20 protein-coding genes and 1 pseudogene are annotated in these 17,699 nt (G+C 66.0%); 13 read left to right on the top strand and 8 right to left on the bottom strand.

Annotation, left to right across the window (positions count from 1 at the left end; genetic code table 11):
- Positions 1-88: 88 nt before the first annotated feature.
- Positions 89-1,255 (bottom strand): pyridoxal phosphate-dependent aminotransferase, encoded by a 1,167-nt coding sequence (locus tag BR70_RS0105855; RefSeq protein ID WP_027465302.1) that lies wholly within the window; start codon positions 1,253-1,255, stop codon positions 89-91.
- A 222-nt stretch (positions 1,256-1,477) separates the two neighbouring features.
- On the opposite strand from BR70_RS0105855, the gene rpsT reads away from it, so the two are divergent.
- On the top strand, positions 1,478-1,738 hold the full coding sequence (gene rpsT / locus BR70_RS0105850; RefSeq protein ID WP_017886662.1) for a 30S ribosomal protein S20: 261 nt from the start codon (positions 1,478-1,480) through the stop codon (positions 1,736-1,738).
- 209 nt (positions 1,739-1,947) lie between these two features.
- Here rpsT and holA read toward each other — a convergent pair whose 3' ends face one another.
- Together holA and BR70_RS23930 are read right to left on the bottom strand one after the other, a co-directional pair.
- The gene (gene holA / locus BR70_RS0105845; RefSeq protein WP_027465301.1) at positions 1,948-2,967 is read right to left on the bottom strand and encodes a DNA polymerase III subunit delta; all 1,020 of its coding nucleotides are present in this window, start codon (positions 2,965-2,967) and stop codon (positions 1,948-1,950) included.
- A 670-nt stretch (positions 2,968-3,637) separates the two neighbouring features.
- Positions 3,638-3,838: pseudogene (locus BR70_RS23930) on the bottom strand (MBL fold metallo-hydrolase); the annotation flags it as partial.
- A gap of 222 nt (positions 3,839-4,060) precedes the next feature.
- Here BR70_RS23930 and BR70_RS23925 point away from each other — a divergent pair.
- Positions 4,061-4,363 carry a helix-turn-helix domain-containing protein gene (locus BR70_RS23925; RefSeq protein ID WP_442854630.1) on the top strand — a complete coding sequence of 101 codons (303 nt, stop codon included), beginning with the start codon at positions 4,061-4,063 and terminating at the stop codon, positions 4,361-4,363.
- A 9-nt stretch (positions 4,364-4,372) separates the two neighbouring features.
- Here the strand turns inward: BR70_RS23925 and BR70_RS0105835 are convergent, their stop codons facing one another.
- On the bottom strand, positions 4,373-4,648 hold the full coding sequence (locus tag BR70_RS0105835; RefSeq protein WP_027465299.1) for a hypothetical protein: 276 nt from the start codon (positions 4,646-4,648) through the stop codon (positions 4,373-4,375).
- 493 nt (positions 4,649-5,141) lie between these two features.
- On the opposite strand from BR70_RS0105835, the gene BR70_RS0105830 reads away from it, so the two are divergent.
- The 6 genes from BR70_RS0105830 to BR70_RS23165 are packed head-to-tail and all read left to right on the top strand — an operon-like array spanning position 5,142 to position 9,277.
- Complete coding sequence (locus BR70_RS0105830) at positions 5,142-5,759, top strand: hypothetical protein (protein ID WP_027465298.1); 618 nt, start codon at positions 5,142-5,144, stop codon at positions 5,757-5,759.
- Positions 5,752-6,780 (top strand): hypothetical protein, encoded by a 1,029-nt coding sequence (locus BR70_RS0105825; RefSeq protein WP_155896799.1) that lies wholly within the window; start codon positions 5,752-5,754, stop codon positions 6,778-6,780. The genes BR70_RS0105830 and BR70_RS0105825 overlap by 8 nt, the downstream gene beginning before the upstream one ends.
- Before the next feature lie 49 nt (positions 6,781-6,829).
- Complete coding sequence (locus BR70_RS0105820) at positions 6,830-7,105, top strand: hypothetical protein (RefSeq protein WP_027465296.1); 276 nt, start codon at positions 6,830-6,832, stop codon at positions 7,103-7,105.
- 50 nt (positions 7,106-7,155) lie between these two features.
- Complete coding sequence (locus BR70_RS0105815; RefSeq protein WP_155896798.1) at positions 7,156-8,007, top strand: antitoxin VbhA family protein; 852 nt, start codon at positions 7,156-7,158, stop codon at positions 8,005-8,007.
- On the top strand, positions 8,004-8,249 hold the full coding sequence (locus tag BR70_RS0105810; protein WP_027465294.1) for a hypothetical protein: 246 nt from the start codon (positions 8,004-8,006) through the stop codon (positions 8,247-8,249). The genes BR70_RS0105815 and BR70_RS0105810 overlap by 4 nt, the downstream gene beginning before the upstream one ends.
- Entirely contained in the window at positions 8,249-9,277 is a 1,029-nt protein-coding gene (locus BR70_RS23165; RefSeq protein WP_027465293.1) for a hypothetical protein, read from the top strand. Before BR70_RS0105810 ends, BR70_RS23165 begins: the two co-directional genes overlap by 1 nt.
- Positions 9,278-9,291: 14 nt before the next feature.
- Here BR70_RS23165 and BR70_RS23160 read toward each other — a convergent pair whose 3' ends face one another.
- Complete coding sequence (locus BR70_RS23160; RefSeq protein ID WP_155896797.1) at positions 9,292-9,543, bottom strand: hypothetical protein; 252 nt, start codon at positions 9,541-9,543, stop codon at positions 9,292-9,294.
- Positions 9,544-10,092: 549 nt separating this feature from the next.
- On the opposite strand from BR70_RS23160, the gene BR70_RS0105790 reads away from it, so the two are divergent.
- The 4 genes from BR70_RS0105790 (at position 10,093) to BR70_RS0105775 (ending at position 12,231) form a co-directional block, all read left to right on the top strand.
- A complete protein-coding gene (locus BR70_RS0105790) occupies positions 10,093-10,347 on the top strand; it encodes a hypothetical protein (RefSeq protein WP_027465292.1) in 255 nt (84 codons plus the stop codon).
- Positions 10,337-11,248, top strand: coding sequence for a zeta toxin family protein (locus tag BR70_RS0105785; RefSeq protein ID WP_027465291.1), 912 nt, complete (start codon positions 10,337-10,339; stop codon positions 11,246-11,248). The genes BR70_RS0105790 and BR70_RS0105785 overlap by 11 nt, the downstream gene beginning before the upstream one ends.
- A gap of 63 nt (positions 11,249-11,311) precedes the next feature.
- Complete coding sequence (locus BR70_RS0105780; protein WP_155896796.1) at positions 11,312-11,638, top strand: hypothetical protein; 327 nt, start codon at positions 11,312-11,314, stop codon at positions 11,636-11,638.
- Positions 11,632-12,231, top strand: coding sequence for a hypothetical protein (locus BR70_RS0105775; protein WP_027465289.1), 600 nt, complete (start codon positions 11,632-11,634; stop codon positions 12,229-12,231). The genes BR70_RS0105780 and BR70_RS0105775 overlap by 7 nt, the downstream gene beginning before the upstream one ends.
- Positions 12,232-12,715: 484 nt before the next feature.
- Here BR70_RS0105775 and BR70_RS22785 read toward each other — a convergent pair whose 3' ends face one another.
- The 3 genes from BR70_RS22785 to BR70_RS0105755 form a co-directional block, all read right to left on the bottom strand.
- Positions 12,716-13,954, bottom strand: a complete 1,239-nt coding sequence (locus tag BR70_RS22785) for an AlbA family DNA-binding domain-containing protein (RefSeq protein ID WP_081827270.1) — start codon at positions 13,952-13,954, stop codon at positions 12,716-12,718.
- A 196-nt stretch (positions 13,955-14,150) separates the two neighbouring features.
- Positions 14,151-15,380, bottom strand: coding sequence for an AlbA family DNA-binding domain-containing protein (locus tag BR70_RS0105760; protein WP_027465286.1), 1,230 nt, complete (start codon positions 15,378-15,380; stop codon positions 14,151-14,153).
- 100 nt (positions 15,381-15,480) lie between these two features.
- Positions 15,481-16,977: a P-loop ATPase, Sll1717 family gene (locus BR70_RS0105755; RefSeq protein ID WP_027465285.1), complete on the bottom strand. Its 1,497-nt coding sequence runs from the start codon at positions 16,975-16,977 to the stop codon at positions 15,481-15,483.
- A 42-nt stretch (positions 16,978-17,019) separates the two neighbouring features.
- Here BR70_RS0105755 and BR70_RS23155 point away from each other — a divergent pair, with 42 nt between their 5' ends.
- On the top strand, positions 17,020-17,202 hold the full coding sequence (locus BR70_RS23155; protein ID WP_155896795.1) for a hypothetical protein: 183 nt from the start codon (positions 17,020-17,022) through the stop codon (positions 17,200-17,202).
- Positions 17,203-17,699 lie beyond the last annotated feature (497 nt).

Below are 17,699 nucleotides of genomic sequence, written 5' to 3'. Positions count from 1 at the left end.
CACGGCGCGCGTCCGCCACGTGCGTGACGGACGCGGGGTGCGCCTCCGAAGCGGTGATGCGGTCGACGAGGCGGGCGTCGGCCGCCGGTCAGACGGTCGCGTGCGCCGGAGCCGGCAGCGCGCCCAGGCCACGTCGGAGATCGTCCGCGGTGGCTGCGAGGCACACGCGGATCCACCCCTCGCCGGTGCGTCCGAAGGCACTGCCCGGCGCGACGGCGACCCGCTCACGCTGCAGGAACCCCAGCGCCCACTCGGCGATGTCCCCGTCGGACGCGTGCGACATGTCGATCCACAGGTAGAACGCCCCGCGTGGGTCGAGGTACCGGATGCCGGCGGCGTCGAGCGTCTCCTTCGCGACCTCGAGGTTCGCGCGGTAGTGCTCCCGAGCGTCGCGCACCGCGGAGTGGTCCCCCACGATCGCCGCGAGGGCCGCGTACTGGTCGGGTTCGGCGACGCAGCTGATCATGGCCTCCTGCGTGGTCCGCATCGTCGCGCCGAGTCCCTTCGGCGTGACGAGGTAGCCCACGCGGACGCCGGTCATCGCGTACGTCTTGCTCAGCGAGAACGCCGAGAACACACGGTCGTCCTCGTCGAGCGCCGCCAGGCTGACGTGCCGGGTGCCGTAGGTGAAGTACTCGTAGACCTCGTCGCTGATCACCCAGAGGTCGTGCCGCTTCGCGAAGGCCAGGAGCGCACGCAGGGTCTCCTCGCCGAAGACCGAGCCGAGCGGGTTCGACGGCGAGTTGACGATGAGCACCCGCGTGCGTTCGGTGACGCTCGCCTCGAGGGCCTGCAGATCGGGTTCGAACCCGTGCTGCGGCTCCAGCCGGTACGGCACGGGGGTCGCCCCGATGATGTGGGCGTTCATCGTGAAGGTCGTGTAGCCGGGGTCCGGCACGAGCACCTCGTCGCCCGGGCTCAGGGTCAGCGTCATCGCCTGGAAGAGCGCCTGGGTCGCACCGATCGTCATCCAGATCTGCTCGAGGTCGGCCTCGATCCGGTTCTCACGGCGGAGCTTGTCGCGGACGGCTTCGCGGAGCGGCGCGATCCCGCCGTTCGGCGTGTACCCGGTGCGGTCCTCGGTCCAGGCGCGACGGGCCGCCTCGCCGATGTGCGGCGCCACCGGGACGTCCGGCTCGCCGATCACGAGCATCGTGACGTCCGTGCCGCTCGACTGCAGCAGGGCCGCCTGCTCGAAGACCCTCCGGATGCCGGAGGCGGGCACGGTGTCGATGCGCGGTGCGAGGGAGGGCATGTCCGTCACGGTATCCGGTGCGTGTTGCCGTGGGGTTTCGGCGCGGTCGGCCGCGGGCTTCCGCCGATCCGGCGGTGTTTCGTGCTTTGGTGGCAGCCCGCTTGCCTGGTAGTGTTGGTGGCTGGCTTCCGCGTTCCCCGCCCACGGGTGGAACGCGATGCGACCAAGGGCCCCTCTACCCTGCGGTCGCGCCCACCCGTACGAGACGAGCAGGAGCAATTCATGGCGAACATCAAGTCGCAGATCAAGCGCATCAAGACCAACCTCAAGGCCACCGAGCGCAACAAGGCCTACAAGTCGGAGCTCAAGACGCACATCCGTCGTGCCAACGACGCCGTCGCCGCCGGCGACAAGGACAAGGCCGTTGCCGCCCTGGCCCTCGCGTCGAAGAAGCTCGACAAGGCCGTGAGCAAGGGTGTCATCCACAAGAACCAGGCCGCGAACCGCAAGTCGGCCATCGCGAAGAAGGTCTCGTCGCTCTGACGTCCTGACCCTTCTGGTCCGAAGGCCCCGCACCGTTGGTGCGGGGCCTTCGTCGTGTGTGGGGTGCGTGCGCGGCGTGGGGCGGCGTGGGGTGCGTTTGGTTCACTTCGTGAGCAGAAAGGGTCGGGTCGTGATGGTGCACCCGACCCTTTCTGCTCACGAAGCGCCGGCCGACCGGCGCGCGGGAAGGTCGGGAGGCCCGACTCGCCTCAGCGGGGCTCGCCGCGTCGGGCGATGGTGCGGACCATGACCTCGAGCGCGTAGTGCGCGTCGCGCGAGCCACCCTTCACCGCGGTGTCCGCCTCGGCGATGCTGATGATCGCGTTCGCCAGCCCGGACTCGCTCCAGCCGGCGACGTCACGCTGCGCGCGCTGCACCTGCCACGGCGCCATGCCGAGCGCCGAGGCCGCCTGCCCGCTCGGACCCCGGAAGGCGCTGACCTTCGCCATCGTGCGGATCTTGCTCGCGAACGCGGCGACGATCGGCACGGGGGCCTCGCCGGTGGCCAGGGCGTGCCGCAGCTCGACGATCGCCGGTGCCGACCGACCCGCGAGGGCGATGTCGGCGACCTTGAACGCGTTCGTCTCGACGCGGCCGCCGTAGTACTTGTCGACGACCTTGTCGGTGATCTCCTCGGCCTCGTCCGCCAGGAGCTGTCGGCACGCGGCGGCGAGTTCGGCGAGGTCGTCGGCGAACGCGGTCACCAGGGTCCGGACGGCGGAGGGTGCGATCCGGCGTCGTGCAGCACGGAACTCGGCGTTCACGAAGTCGATGCGGTCGGTCTCGCGCTTGAGCTCGTCGCACAGCACCTCGACCCCGCCGCCGACACCGCTGCGGATCGTGTCGAGGAGCTTCTTGCCGCGCACACCACCCCCGTGCCGGAGCACCAGGGTGACGTCGTCGGCGGGGGCCTGCAGGTACGAGATCGTCTCGGTGATGAAGGCGTCGGTGCACTTCTCGACGTTCGTGACCTGCACGAGTCGCGGCTCGCCGAACAGCGATGGGCTGGCGAGGGTCGCGAGGAGCCCGGGGGCGTACTGGTCGGCTTCGAGGTCGTGTACCTCGAGCGCGGGGTCCTCGCCCTGCAGCAGGTCCTTCAGCACACCGCGGGCGCGGTCGGCGAGGAACGCTTCGGGCCCGGTGATGAGCACGACGGGTGCCGGACGGATCCCCGACCAGGGCACCTGGTCGATCTTCGCTGCGGCGCGCGCGGGCTTCTTGGCGGCCATGTGGTCCTTCCGGTGGTGCCGGCCCGGACGGTGCCGGGTCGAGTGGTGCACCGACGATCCTACGGGCGGCCGCCGACGACGAGCGCTCCGTCCACACCCGCACCTCGTCGCTGCCGGAGCGGGCGAGCACCACGGCCCCGCGTTCGTCGGTGCGGAGCGGCAGCGTGCCAGCAGCCTCGAGCATGCCGAGCGCGGACGGCGTCGGATGCCCGTAGGTGTTGCCCGCACCGACCCCGATGAGCCCGACCCGCGCGGCGAGCCCTCGGTAGAGCTGCGGGTCCTGGTCCGCGGAGCCGTGGTGCGCCACCTTCACCACGTCGATCGGCCCCGCCGGCAGACCACCGGCGTTGCGCAACCGACGTTGCGACGACTCCCCCAGGTCCCCGAGGAAGACCCCGGTCAGGCACGCCGCACAGGAGTCCCCGTCCGCCGGCCCCGTGACCAGCACGATGCTCGCGTCGTTGCCGGCGGCACGGTCGTCGCCCGGTGGCCACACCACGCGCCAGGCGAGCGGGCCGAGGGTGCCGGACACGCGGTCGTCCGCCGTCCGGACGTCGACACCGGCACGCCGGAGGTCGTCGACCACACGCTCGTCCGACGCACGGCCCACGGGTCCGACCAGGGCGGTCTCGACCGTGTCCGCCACGGCGGGCACCGCGCCGACGTGGTCGCGGTCGAAGTGCGTCAGGACGAGCAGGTCGATCCGGGTGACCCCGAGCAGGCCCAGGCACGCCCGGAGCCGTTCCTCGTCGTCGCCGGTGTCCACCAGCGCGACGGCGTCGTCGCCACGGAGCAGCACGGCGTCCCCCTGCCCGACGTCTTCCGTGCTCGGTCTGTCTGTGTTGCACCTCGTGCCGCTGCTTCGGGGCATCTGGCTCGATGACTCGGGCCTGAGTGGTATTCGTCGAAGTCTCTGCACAACACCCCTATGCGGCGGTGCGGTGCTCGGCGGCGACCCTCTCGGATGGTGCTGGGCATGGCTCCTGACTTCGGGCGCGTTCGAATGTCCTGCTCGGGTCCTTAGACCGGAGCACGCTCCGAGTCATGGGGATCGGTCACCATCCCGACGCTTTCAAGTCTGTAGCCTGTAGTCATGGCAGGCGGACGATTGGGACGGTCATCGCCTGCTGAGTTGGCGGGAGGCGATTGGCCGGCAACCCCTTCGGCCGATCCGCACGTCGAACTTGCTCGCCAGTTCAACATCCGATTGCGCGATGCGATTGGGGATGAGACTCTCCGGTCGGTAGCGGCACGGGCGGACTTGTCACATCAGGGCCTCAGCCGAATACTGGCTGGAGCTACGTGGCCCGACATGCTTTCGATCTCACGTCTTGAGGCAGCGCTTGGTACCGATTTGTGGCCGCGACACCCGAGTTTCACAAGCGGCGACGAGTGACTTTCTTCATCAGTCCGTAGTACCGAGAAGTTGACTGCCCGGCACCAACGTCGCGATTTCATCGAGCGAGTTGGTGGGGACGTTGGCGTAGGACTGCTTATTCCGCGTCGCCCGCATGCAATGAAGGGCTGCGGAAGCGAGATCGACGAGATCTGCGAGCTCAGGCGCCGCGGATGAGATCAGTCGCCGCCCAGTGTCAAGATCGCCAATGACCGTCACCTGGCGATCATCCGCGGTGACGACGACGTTGCAGCGCCATCCGAGGTCGACGATCTCGACGTCCACACCCGCTGGGACGATGAACCGCGAAAGGCGGCTCAGGTCTAGCGACTGACCGCTCAATGTGGCGAGCCGGATGACTGCTTGCCCACGAGTCAACCGCGCCCTCACCTTCACACACGTGATGTTGTAGTGCCCTCCCGTGGCAACTACAGTTGCCAGTATGCATGGACTTCTGGCTTCAGATCAAGGCGAGGCGTCGCGTCGCGGCGGTCGACTCGACAGCGTGTTCGTGCGACGCGTCGCTCCGAGTCCTTCGGCTGGCTCGTGCCCAGTCCCGATGCTCCGCGGCTGATGTCGCCTGCGAACGAGTCACCTCCGGTGCGGTACGTGGACGCGGCCGACTTCGGTGCGAACCCTGTGAGCTGGGTAGTGGTCCTCAGCGGGAGTGGAGCAATTGTTCTGACCGTCGAAGGCATCCCGTTCGCACGAGTCAGCCCAATTGGGCCACCGCTCGAACCATCCGTTCTGGCGCGAGCGGAAGGAGCATCGAAGACGCATGACTGAAGAGACAGGTGGCAGGAGGGAGCAGCTCCCGGGGAAGCGACGTTTGGCGCGCATCCCGTTGTCGGATCTGCGCGACCAGAGTCCCCCGAACCTTCGGGCCCTCTACGCCGACGTTCAGGACGGCCAGGCGCTTATCCCGGGCCTGAAGATGGGTCTCGGCGCCCTCACCGTGCAGCGTTGGGATCCTGCGTACACTGCCGCCGATTGGACACTGCACGGCGCGGACCTCACCCTGAACATGGGTCATCCGTTCGGTTCGATGTTCTACCGCAACGACGCCGACGGCCGGGTGCTGCGCATCGGGGTGAAGTGGCATCCGCCGGTGCAGCAGCTCGAGTTCCCCGCCCTCCATCCGTCGAAGCCGGAGCCGGCATCCGACTGCACGCCCGAGGAGGTCGCTGCGGTGGTGTTGGATGCGCGAAGTCGGATAGGGACTCTTGTTGCGGTCAACGCGCAGATCGGGTCGTTCGTCGCCACCGAGGAGTCCGAGAACGCCATCCTCGACGCGTCCGGGCTCGGGCTCGAGCGGCTCTCCGAGGACGACCCGCGGCTTGCTGGCCGTGACACGCCCCGGCCGTCATCGCCGGGCGGGGGCGGCGTTGATGAGTGACCGGCAGTGGGTGCAGGACATTCGACACCAGCAGACGATTCTGTCGTTGCCGTTCGGGCTCGGGTGGACGATCGACATCACGCAGACGTTGGTCGCGCTTGAGGCGGCGGGGATGCCCGCTCGTGTGGAGGCGTTCGACCGGCTCCGTTTCGAGGACGGCCGGTCCGGGTTCCTGTGCACCCCGAATCCGACCGCCACGATCCGAGACGACGGCACCCCGTCCGAACAGGCCGAGGACCTCATCGTCCTTCCCGGCGGGTCGGAAGGCGGCGTGCTCTCGCTCGTCCGTCGCTACCCGGACCTGGTGGTCGTGAACGGGAAACGGCAACGCGTCTGGGCGAACGCTCGGCAGGTGTATGGGTCGTCGATGGAGCGGGATGCCACACCGGGGTGGCGGACCGTGTTCGCTATCGCCCGCAGCATCGTCCTCCATGGTGGCGGTTCGCAGTCGATCGCGGACCGCATCGGCATCCCACTCGACGACGTGCGCGCCGCGATGCCCGCTCTCGGGACGCATGTCTTCCACACGCCGAGCGGTTGGGAAGCAGCCAACCGGGGCGCCCTGTGCGACTGGGCGATGGCGGCGTATCCGGGTTACGGCGGGATTCGGACCTGCTGGCGTCGCGACACCACCGTCGACGAGCAAGCGGACCAGCTCATTGTGCTGGGTGGGGTCATGTCCGACCGGTGGGCGGCGCAGCAGTCCGGCGTCATCGTCGCACCGAACCGACTGACGGCGTTCTTCGCCGAGCACCCCGACATGGCAGCGCTCGGCTACAAGCCCGCCACGGTGAATGACGCGACGGTGTCGGTCGTCATCCCGCAGGACACCACCGTCCTGACCGGCGCTGAGGGGTGTTGCACGGACGACTTCATCACGGCGCACGTCCTCTACGAAGACAGCTGGGTGGCAGCGAACACGGATGCGGTGAACCGGCTGCGGCAGCTGCTGCACTTCCGGTCCGACCTCGCCCACGACCTTCGGTGGCACCCCGGCAGCGGTGAGGGCGGGGTGGGCTGATGCTGCAGCTGCTGTCCCACCCCGGCAGCGGTGAGGGCGGGGTGGGCTGATGCTGCAGCTGCTGTCGCTGACGTTGGCGTACGACGACTCCCGGTTCTTCGGCTCCGTCATGTTCACCGACCCCGACCACCCGGGCGACAAGCCGACGACCGTCCTCATCGATCACGCCGACGAACGGCCTTGGTTCTGCCTCACCAACGTCGACCCGGACGGCCAGGCTCCGATGGTGCCGGCGATGGTCGAAGCGGACCGCATCATGCGGTTCCTCCTCCGCTACACACCCGACCGCATCGGCCGCACCCGCGCCGACTTCCCGCAGCCCTAACCCGCCCCGCTCAAGCCACCGTCTGGAGGTAGTTGCTGATGATGCGTCTGGTGTCCCTGCACTTGTCGAACGACCGGATCCTGTGGGGGCATGTGCTCCTCGAGGATACCGAGAACCCGGACGCGCACCTGGCGCAGATCCTCGTCCGGCCCATCGATAAGGAGCCCGGCTACGAGCTCTACGACAGGACCAACACGGTCCTGTCGGACCTTTCGGTGCCGGCGGTGCGGGAAGCGAACCGCATCGTGCAGACACTCCTCATCCCCGCCGCGGAGATCGCACGACGGGAGAAGGCGGTCCGGGCGGTGATCCACTCGGGCTACTTGGAAGGGTTCCCGGATGACATGCCGTGGCAGTCGCAGCTGTGGATGTACGCCCGCGGGGAAGTCACCCGCGAACAACTCTCCGCATACGCCGATGAAGGCAGGCAGATCCCCCGCCAACCCGACCACTCTGCGGTTGGTCCGGCGGACGTTCCCGAGGACTGGTGGCAGACCACGCAAGCACGCATCCGCCGGAACCTCCTCAACACCACCCTCACCGAGCCAGAAGTCGCCGCAGCCCTGCAGATCAGCATCGACGAGGTCGGGGAGCTGTTTGAAGCGAACCGGCTGACGAGCTTCGACCTCGACGGCGAAGAACGCATCCCCGACTGGCAACTCATCAAGCCCGCCCTCCCCGAGTTCGGCGACCCGTCATCGCTGCTGCCAGGCTTGGACGTCCTCTACGCGGCCGCTCCGCAGCCACTCCTTGACGCTGCCGCGATGACGGAGTTCATGACGACACCCCTCGAGTTCCTCACTGTCGAGGACCGGGTCCTGACGTCGCTGGATTGGATGCGGGAAGGCCGGCCGTTGACGACGATCATCGCCCTGTTCCGCGGACGACGGTGGCGGCAGTGAGCAGCCGGCCGGACCTGGTCCTCCTGAACGTGGCCTATGACGTCACCGGCGTGCACGGGCACGTGTTCTTTCGCGACCCGCCCAGCACCACGCTGCGGCAGGTCATCATCCGCAGCACTGACACCGGCAACATCTGCGAACCAGCGCACGGCGACACCCGCGACGGGTGGGAACCGTTCCTCGAGGAAACCCGCTGGCTCATCGCCCTCACCCGGCCCGACACCCCGGAAGAGCGCAGCTGATGGGGCCCGGGCTCGAGTGGGTCGCCGCCGCGTACGCCGGTCGGCCGCAGATCACGATGCCGTATGGGCTCGGTGACACCACCGACCTCACCAACACCCTCTCTGTCTTGAAGCTCGCGGGGCTCGCCGCGGTCGTGGAGTCGCACGACACGATCCGCCTCGCCGACGGCCGCCGCGCACGCTTCCCCACCCTCACCCAACGCCCCCGCGATGAGGACCCGAACGACGCGGAACTGCTGCTCCTTGCTCCGCGGACGGTCACTGCGACGCAGATCGCGCTCGCGGAGCAGACGGCGACGGTGCTGCTGGTCGACGTTGACCGGCGCCGTGTCTGGATTGACGGCCGACAAACCCTTGGGACGAAGGAACGGTGGAAGGACGCGGCACCGATCTACGTCGCGTTCGCTGTGGCGCGCCTGCTCGCCGTCAACGGCGCCACCTTCGACGGGCTTGTGCAGTCCGGGCTGTCGCCGGGGCAGGTTGACGACGGGCTCGCGCGCCTCGGCAAGCGCGTGCACCGCACCGACGTCGGGTGGGAGTCACGACACGTCGGAGGGCTCGTCGACTTCGCCATCGCCTGCTACCCCGGACCAGGGGGCGTTCGGACCCGATGGACGTCCAACCTGCCGCTCGTCGAGCAAGCGAAACGGCTCATCGCAGCAGGGTGCCGCCTCTCCGGCCGCGCCATCTCCGACCGCCCCGGCTACCCCGCCATCAGCAAACGCGAGATGCCGTACCGAGTCGTCGCGTTCACCGAGCAGCAGGTCGACATGCCTGCACTCGGCTTCGAGCCCGACACGATCGGCTTCGCGGGCACCGAAATGATCCGACCAGCAGATCCCACGGTCTTCCTCACCGCAGCAGCCGCCGGCTACACGGACCGCACCGACGACATCATCACCGCGAACACGCTCCTCCGCGCCGACTACCGCAACGCCGATGACGCGTCCTCACTGCAAGAAGTCCGTGGCCGGCTGCAGTTCCTCGCCGACACGGGCTACGACCTCCGCCACAACCTGCCCGACTGACGACGAGCAAGCGATCAGTCCGTCATCAGACCGACTTGCCGTCGGTGCTTCACCGAACTGCGCCACACCCAAGCAGCCAGCTTGGTCTCGCCGCGACCGGCTTGCACCCAGACCGCATCCCGCGTGATGCTCCGAGCAACCGCATCGTCCCGGCGAATCAGCCGGTCCGAGAGCTGGAACCAGGCGAACATCGGCAGCGGCTCGGCAAGCTCGCCCGCGTCAACACCACGTGCCGCCTCCTCCAGAGAAAACGGCTCTGGCGGCACCCAACGACCCGGACGACGACGACCACGGCACGGATTGTACGAAACAGCATCGACGTTCGGATCGGGACCGCCACCAAGACGACCAGCGGACGGGATATATGAGACAGAGCCCCATTAGCGCACCCCTCGAACAGAATGACAACCGGTCAAGCACGCGCCACCGGTCGACCTGTGAGGTGCGAATTCACAGCGCAACAACCGAGATCCGACCTCGAACAACAGGACTCTCAACGCGGGGTTGAACAGCACCAGCAGCAGGTAGACGTCGGATCACGTGAGACGTACGATCGACATCGAGCCGAACACGCCCCCGAAGACGAAGGCGATCAACCTCAACACCTTTGCGCTCACCGCGTCATGCGGCGATTGAATAGCTCGTGCCCGTTGCAGTAGGCAACTCGTCAGCGGGCGCGGCGTCGGGCATGTAGATTCCGCAACCAGTTGCCCTCGCCCCCCCCGGTCGGGTGGTGCGTACGGCGCGCGACACCCTGGTTGATCCAGTGGTCGGAGAACTAGACTCGGAGTTCCGAGATGACAGGAGCAACTACCGTGCTCGATATCCACGTCCCCTCACGCACCACCGACCCCGTCGTCTCCTACGACGTGATGTGGGAAGCGGCGAATCGGCTCACTTCGCTGTATGTCCGTCGTATCACTGTCGGGGGTACGGAGGATCCGGCGATAGTCGAGATTCGTCAAATCCGACGACGAGCCGATGACGTCGACGTCGACGACCTCGATGCGCAGCACCAGTTGACCGTCGAGTTCGCGGACCGACGGGAGCGAATCCTGAATGGTGAGTGATCATCGGTATGATCTGAACGAGGTCACTCTCGATCGAATCTTCGAGGAGCAGATAGTCCCGATCCTCTTCGCCAACGTCGAACCGGCAGAGCATCCCCTCTTGATCCTCGTCGGAGCACAGCCCGGCGCCGGGAAGACGCGGGCCGGGCGCTTGGCAGCGAGAGAAGCTACGAGCGACGTGGTACGGATCATCGGTGACGACCTCCGTCAATTCCATCCGGCGTTCGAAACGCTCCTGGGCCATAATCCCGCGGCGATGCCTGACGCCACCGCACAAGCGCTCAGCGCTTGGGTTGAACGGAGCATCGATTACGCGATCTCACACCGGGTCAGCGCCCTGGTCGAGGGGACCTTCCGAAACCCTGACGTCCCGTTGCGAACGGCACGCGTGTTCCGCCGCGCGGGATATGCCGTCCACGTCGTCGTCGTCGCGGTCCGTCCGCACATCTCGAGAGCGTCGATAGCTGCTCGGTATGTGCACGACGCGGCGAATAACGGCGACGCGCGTTTCACGTCCGTCGTCGCGCACGACGTCTCATTCGGTGCAATTGAAGGAACCCTAGAGAAGCTCGGAAAAAATACTGCTCCGATCGGCATGGTTTCTTTCTTCGATCGCACTGGGCTGGTTGAACGCGTGAAGGGCGCCCCGTCCACCGGGATTCCACGGCTCGTCCTTTTCTACCGACGAGCATTGTCTCGCCCGTTGCTAATGGATGCCGTTAACACGTGGCGGGAGGACGTTACCGTCGCACTGAGGTACTTCGAGGAGAGCGGTGTCGAAGCCGAGGAATTGGACGCATTGGTAGCGAGCCTTGTTCAGGATCTGCACGATAACGAGTTAACGTGGATCCCAGCTTATCGCACGCCAACCGACACGATCCGCGGTCACATCGGCAGGTAGCGCAGTCCAGCCCGTATGTCATGCGGCGGTGGCGCGGTGGCGGAAGACGCTAGCGGAGAGATCGTGGCCGACCTGCTCCTGCGAAGCGCTCAAGTGTTTCCCGCCATGATGAACGCACAGCAACCCGGAGGAGCCGTGATGACCCGAGCGACCATTGCCCTCTGCCGCGTGCAGTTCGACGTCACTGGGAATCCGTCGGAGCTGCGTGAGGCGAAGACCGATCGGCTGGTGACCCTGAGTCCAATCCAGCAGGCCGACCTCGCTCGGTCAGTTGCGTGGGCCAGCGATGGAGACCTCGTGGAAGTGCGCGGTATCGTCGAGCTCGATGCGAAGGATGAGCTCCGCTTCAAGCACTTCGTTCAGCTCTCTGGTCCGGTCAGGTATTGCTAGCGCTCATCTTCGCTGCGGTACCGACGCCGGCGACCGAACCGGACCAGGTCCAGACTGCAGTCGCCAGCGCGCCGTGGTGGCTGCAGATCCTGCTGCAGGCGCTTGCCACCGGCATCTTCGTCCTCGGTGCCGCACTGATCACCTTCCGTTCGGTGCAGGCGAGCGACCGGCGCAAGCTGGAGCGCGAAGACCAACGACAGTGGGACAACGAGCGGAAGCTGGCTTTTGTGGCGATCGCCGCTGCGATCTCCGCCGTAAAGCTCGAACTACATCGGGTGCGGTCGGGCTCTTCTGATAACCGCTTGTCGGCCGTGCTTACCAGTCTTGAGACGGCGGTGACGAACGTGCGAGATGAGGTGGAGCTCTTGCGAATCATCGCGAGACAACCAGTCATCGACGCAGCGCGAGCGCTACAGGAGCGGCTTGCTGGCCTCTGGCAGGACGCTCTGCTCTCCGACCTGGGTGCGCCCACTACGGAGGAGATGCTCGGAGTGCCCCAAGCGCTGTGGCAAGCCTTCGGCGAGGTCGACGACCTTCTGGACCAGCTCCGGATTGAGGTTCGGGCGGAAATCCGGGTCGATACTCGGCGCTGACCGCCTCCGACCAGCGCAGCACACGGCGGGGCCCCGACTTCGGCGCTTTTGCGCGATCAGGACGACCGTCCTCGCACGGAACGAGGGCACGCGAAGGTCATCGAGATCCTCGACGCCATTCGCGACGACCTCGTGCCCCGGCACTACCGGAGTGCACTGCAGGATGAAGACGCTCGCGTGGACGCAGCAGTTCGGCGAGCTGACTCGCAATCACATCGAGAGCGATCGGGTGCGCACCGCACGCCAGCATAAGAAGCCCAGTCGGCATTGCCGCGTGATTGACCACCACGCCGCGAGAGCCGCCGGCTCTTGCGGGACATGGCTGCTAGACCGTCAATCCTGAGGCTGCTGTGATGGAATGGTCCGCGCCAGCGCCTCGTCGAAATCGACGGGGCGCTTCTCGCATCCTGTCGAGCATCCGGCGCCGTGAACGCACTAGCAGGAGCTCAGTCGTCGGCCTCCGGTCGCTGGTGGGTTGGACGAGTCAGTTCTGATCTTTGAGCTCAGGGAGCTCTTGTTGCCACTGCTGCCAGCTCGCGAGGGCACGTAGCAGGGGCTGCGTAAGCTTCTTCACGGTGCCGTTGGCTGCTTGCAGGTCGAGCGGCGTGGCGCTGCTGAAGCGCTCGTACTGGGGTTCGTCGAACGCGACGTAGTCGTGTCGGAAACCGTGGGGGCGGTCGGCCATCATGGAGCGGGCGCCTTCGAGGTTCGTGATACGGATGCCGATGTCCCACGTGCCGTCGTAGCCAGTCGCTTCGGCCACGCCTGCCGCGATTCCGAGGAAGTGCCACACGCTGGTCAGGACCCCGCCGTCGAGGACTCGTTGTGATGGCGGATCGTCGGCGCTCGCCTCAGTCGCACCAGTGATGGTGTACCCGACGGAGGCATCGGTCCCGATGCGGACCTCACAGCCGTACGATTCCGCGTCAACGAGCTTCGCGGCCTCCAGGTTGAGGTTGGTCACCGATATCGCACTCGATCGCGGAACCTTCGAAATACCCCCGACGAGGTTGAGCCAACCCGCAAGCTTCTCCGGAACGCTTGATCCAGCGTTCGCCACGAGGTTCAGCGCGTCCGACGGCTGATCCCACACCAACGATTCCGCTAGGCCTGGAGTGGCGCGGCGTGGCTTCGCGACGAGATACAGGTGGCCGAGCCGAGCCTGCGGCGCTGCCGCGGCATCTGCGTCGGGCCGTGCGTTCGGGAACGGGTCTTTGCGTTGCAGGTCTGTCAGCGCGGAGCGAAGCTGATCGTCGGCGTTCCGGCGCTGGCCATGCAGTCGAAGGACGTCTGCGTCGGAGAGTGTCCGGTTGGTTCGTTCTCCGCGCCCGTAGTACCGGCTGTCGACCATATGAGGTGCGTCGGGGCTTGCCGGTACGTCTACCCACACGTAGCCGAAGCCTTCTTTGTCGGAGGGAATCTCTCGCGGTCGAACGACGAGTGGCGGGTCGGCGCGGTTCCGAGCGATGTCCTCAATACGTTCGACGACGTCGTGCAGGTCGACAGGTTCGGGATGGAAGGTGCGTGCTTGCTTGTCCTCACGCACACCGATCAGTAGCGTGCCGCCGTCGATCGCGAACGAAGCGAGGTCCTTCGCCGTTTCCTTGCGTGCGCCGCTGCTGTCGCCGACTTGAGCTTTGAAGTCGAGTCGAGATGACTCGGTGATGTTTCCTTCCGCGAGGGCAGTGACGATGTCGGCTTCGGTCAGGGGAGGCCACGTCATGACGGTCCTTTCGCCGGGATAGATGCGATGTCCTTACCATGCCTACAGCACGCACACGACGTCCGGACTCCGTGCTCCTAGATTAGCGTGAGCGATCACAGGCTCCCGAAGTCGCCTGCACGGCGTGCGGTAGCGGGTCTGCTAGCGAAGATCCGAGCCCCGAAGGTACGGAAACACCCTCACATCACAAACAAGCTCAGCCCGGCTCCGATATGGACTGCAGGTACGTGATGCCGCCCTGATTGATGCAGTCAGTCGCGAGGTCGACGAGCTGCTGCCGGTACGAGCGATCGTCGATGCCGACCTGGATCGTTGCGTCGACAGGCGCGTATCGGTGGAGTGCGGTGGACGTACCCATGAACTGGTAGCCAGTCGAATCTATGGTCGCCAATCGGAGGGGTTGCAGCCCGCGGGATTCTATCCCGATGCGAACGTCATACTCATCTCCGCCCAAATGAAGTCCGACCGCTCGTATCAACGCCACAAAGTCCGACACGGCGTTCTCTACGGCGACAGACTCAACCACCCAGGGTTGAGAGTGCTCGCCCATAACGTTTCGGTGCCCTCCGACTGCTGCGGCGACCGACACGGCACCGTTGTGGTGCACGCTCACCCACGCCTCACGCCAGGCAGCGTTGGCTGTCGCATTGTTCGGCGCAATCCATCGCCGCAGGCCGGGCCGCACGTTGTAGCGATCGGTCGAAGCCAAAGGGTGCATTCCCCGCCTCGTCCATCCGTTCGACAGGCTCTCTGCGCCCCCGAGAAGCCGAACTGTGTCATCGCGTGAGACGCGTTGCAATGAGTCCACCCGGCGAGGCAGCCCCACCGCCACCAGCCATGCGCGACTCTCGGCGTCGCGACCGTCTGCCTCGTAAGCGAAGAGGTCGTCGAGCGCCTGGATAGCGCGACGTTGCTCATCGAAGCGAGCGCGGTACATCCGCGCGACTTCGCGCTCTCTCATCCACACGGTGTCGGAGTCGTTCCGGAGCGGAGCCCCGAAAAAGTCGTTGCGGTAGATCAAGTGCGGTCCATCGACGCTCGCCGGAACTTCCACAACAACCGCGCGCGGCTCTTGCCCGAGGCTGTGAACACGCAGTCCGAGTAACGGCGGCGAGATCGCCGTGACGGCAGCACTCACGAGCGCGCTCTCGTACCGTTCGTGAAACTCAGCAACGTGTGCCCGCCCGGTCGCAGCCTTGTCTGTTTCACGGACGCCGTAGACGATCACACCCCCGCCAGCGTTTGCCATCGCTGCAACATCCTTCGGGAAGTCGCTTTGCGAGAGGTTCTTGATCGGCGGAAGTTCGGACTTCCAATCAAGATCAACTGATTCTCGTGCGCCTGCGGCGACGGCGTCGTCAAGTAGCGAATCGGTGAGCGGCCCGGCAGCAGCTCCCGCCGCGCGGTGAAGGCCAGTGAAGGTCATATCTCCAACTTAAGCGGCTACGGGAGTGTACTCGCCCTCCCATCGGCGGCCCGCTGCCTCGTCCGGTAGCCGATCGACGGGTCGACAAGCTATAGTGCCGTCAGGCTGAAAAGGGAATGTTCCACGCGTGGCAGAGGGCGTTGTGGAGGATGAAGCTCCCGTGGAGGTAGAGCTGGGCATCGTCTCGGCGGTGGTAGAACTGCATGTAGCTGCCACCGCGGATCTGCACTTCGTTGCCGATCGCCCCGGCGAAAAACAGCAGCTTGAGGAGTCGATTGACGACGGTCGCTTCGGTGACGCCCAGTGTCGCAAGTTGGAGCGTGAAGGCGGCGCGGTCGAACCGCTGCCGCTGGAGCGTCTGCAGGGTGTCGAGGGCCTTACTGGCTTCGTCGGGCCCGAATTCGTAGCCGGCGAACTCGTTGCGGATCGCACCTGGGAAGTAGCGGGTCGCGTACTGCAGTACCCCTTCTCGGATGACGTCTTGGCGTAGCTGCTGTTGGCTGGCTGGGAAGATCTGCGACGCTTCGACCTCGCGGATGGCGTCCAGCAGTCGGAGGAGATCGCGGGGTGTGTGGCGGGTGAAGTTCAGGAGGTACTGCAGGCGGTTGATCGTGCGGTGGTTCTTGCCGTGGAGCTCGATGTTCTTCGGAAAGTAGTCGAGGACGTCAACCCGATCGACTTCGAGAGCTTTGGCGGCTTTGCCGTTGACGAGGCGGATGAGTGGAGCGTTGGCGCCTGCTGCTCCGGAGAGGACACGCCAGTCGAGCTCGACTGAGAAGTCGTCGCGCATCTTTTGGGAGTCGGGCAGCGTTAGAGACACTCTGTTGAAGACGTCGTTGCGGAGAAGTAGAACGATAGTGCCGGTGGCGCCGGTGTTAGAGAGGCGCTGGTTGATCGAGTAAGCAGCTTGTACTAGCGACGCGAGGCTCTCGTCGTACTTCTCGTCGTTCAGGAAAATGGAGTCGAGGCCGTCGAGCATGAGTAGGTGCCGATTCCCGGAGCGGGCGTTTGCTGCCCACTCTTCGAGGTAGGGCAGCAGCGAGAAGATGTTCAGCTTCGTTCTCGACTCGCGCCGGTAGACAGTGCCGAGCTTTGGGATCGGGATCTCGATGGTGGTGTTCGATACGTTCAGGATTGCCCGGCCGGAGGTGTCGCCGAGAAGTCCGTACTGGCGCAGTAAGCGAGTGACGCGCGTGACTTCCGCACGGTTCGGGAGGTCGCAGGACTGGTCTTCGAGGAGGAGGGCCAGGTAGTTGCAGAGCAGGATGAACTTCCATGCCGAGACCGTCCGGTCGGTGCCGGCGGGTTGGCCGGTGTCCAAGCGGGGGATGTCTGCGAGTGGCAGCTCGGAGGCGTCGCGGACGACGCAGAGGTAGTCGTTGCCGTGTTGGGACTCGTGGAGGTACCACGCGAGGGCAGACTTCCCGGTTCCTTTTGGCCCGAGAACCAGGGTCTTCTCGCCGGACACGACGGCGTCGGTGATCCGGTTGAGGTCCACGAAGCTCCGGACGAAGTCGTCGCGACCACCTGACAGCTCGTTCTTCGAATCGCTCTTCCCGAAGTAAAGGTCCGCAAACCGAGGAGTCGTCACCGTCATGGTCGAATCGTACCGCCGAGTACAGACCTCCACCGAACGCAGATGCACGGCAGCGCACGCTGGTCCTCGCCGATTGCAGCGCAGGTCGCGGTCACCTGTTACTCCAGCGGCCGACAGCTCGCCGCCGATCCTTCGGGGCTCGTCGACAAGATCAGCACAGCCTTCGAATGCGTCCAAGCACTCAACCTGTGGAGCGGAGATGAGCACGATTGGGTCACGCTCTGATCCTCTGCCCGCCAGCCGGTGCTTCACCGAACGCGTAGCGAAGTACCGACCGGCTTACAATCGCGTTCAGGGGGTGCGGGATGCCGTGCGGCGTTAGTCGACGGCATCAGTGAGCACGATGGTGCTGGGCAGGGTGTCGCTTTAGTTGGCCTTGGTGTGCGCAAACTTCGTGCTGTTAGTGACCGCGGAGGTTGCGCTGCGCTGGTTCGTCTTCGGTACGCCGACGGCCTCGTAGAGGCCCGCGGCGCCGCCGGTGACGTAGAAGTGCGACGCGAGATCCTCGGACAGCCCAGACGGCGTCAGGTACAGCAGGTACGTCTTCCCGGGGGTGAGCAGGTCCGCAGGCCCCGGCGTTGCGCTGGACCTGATCTGGCGGACAACGACCGATGTGCCCGTTGCGTGTGAGGCGTCGGACTTCGGCGCCTCGACGACCGTAAGCGTCGGGAGGGTGAAGTCACCCTCGTTCTCGACGTCACGAGGGTGTGCTGCTCGGTCAC

Source organism: Curtobacterium sp. UNCCL17, from assembly GCF_000686685.1.
GTDB lineage: Bacteria > Actinomycetota > Actinomycetes > Actinomycetales > Microbacteriaceae > Curtobacterium > Curtobacterium flaccumfaciens.
Note: the sequence above shows the minus strand (reverse complement) of the source record. Positions and strands in the feature narration are given on the sequence as shown.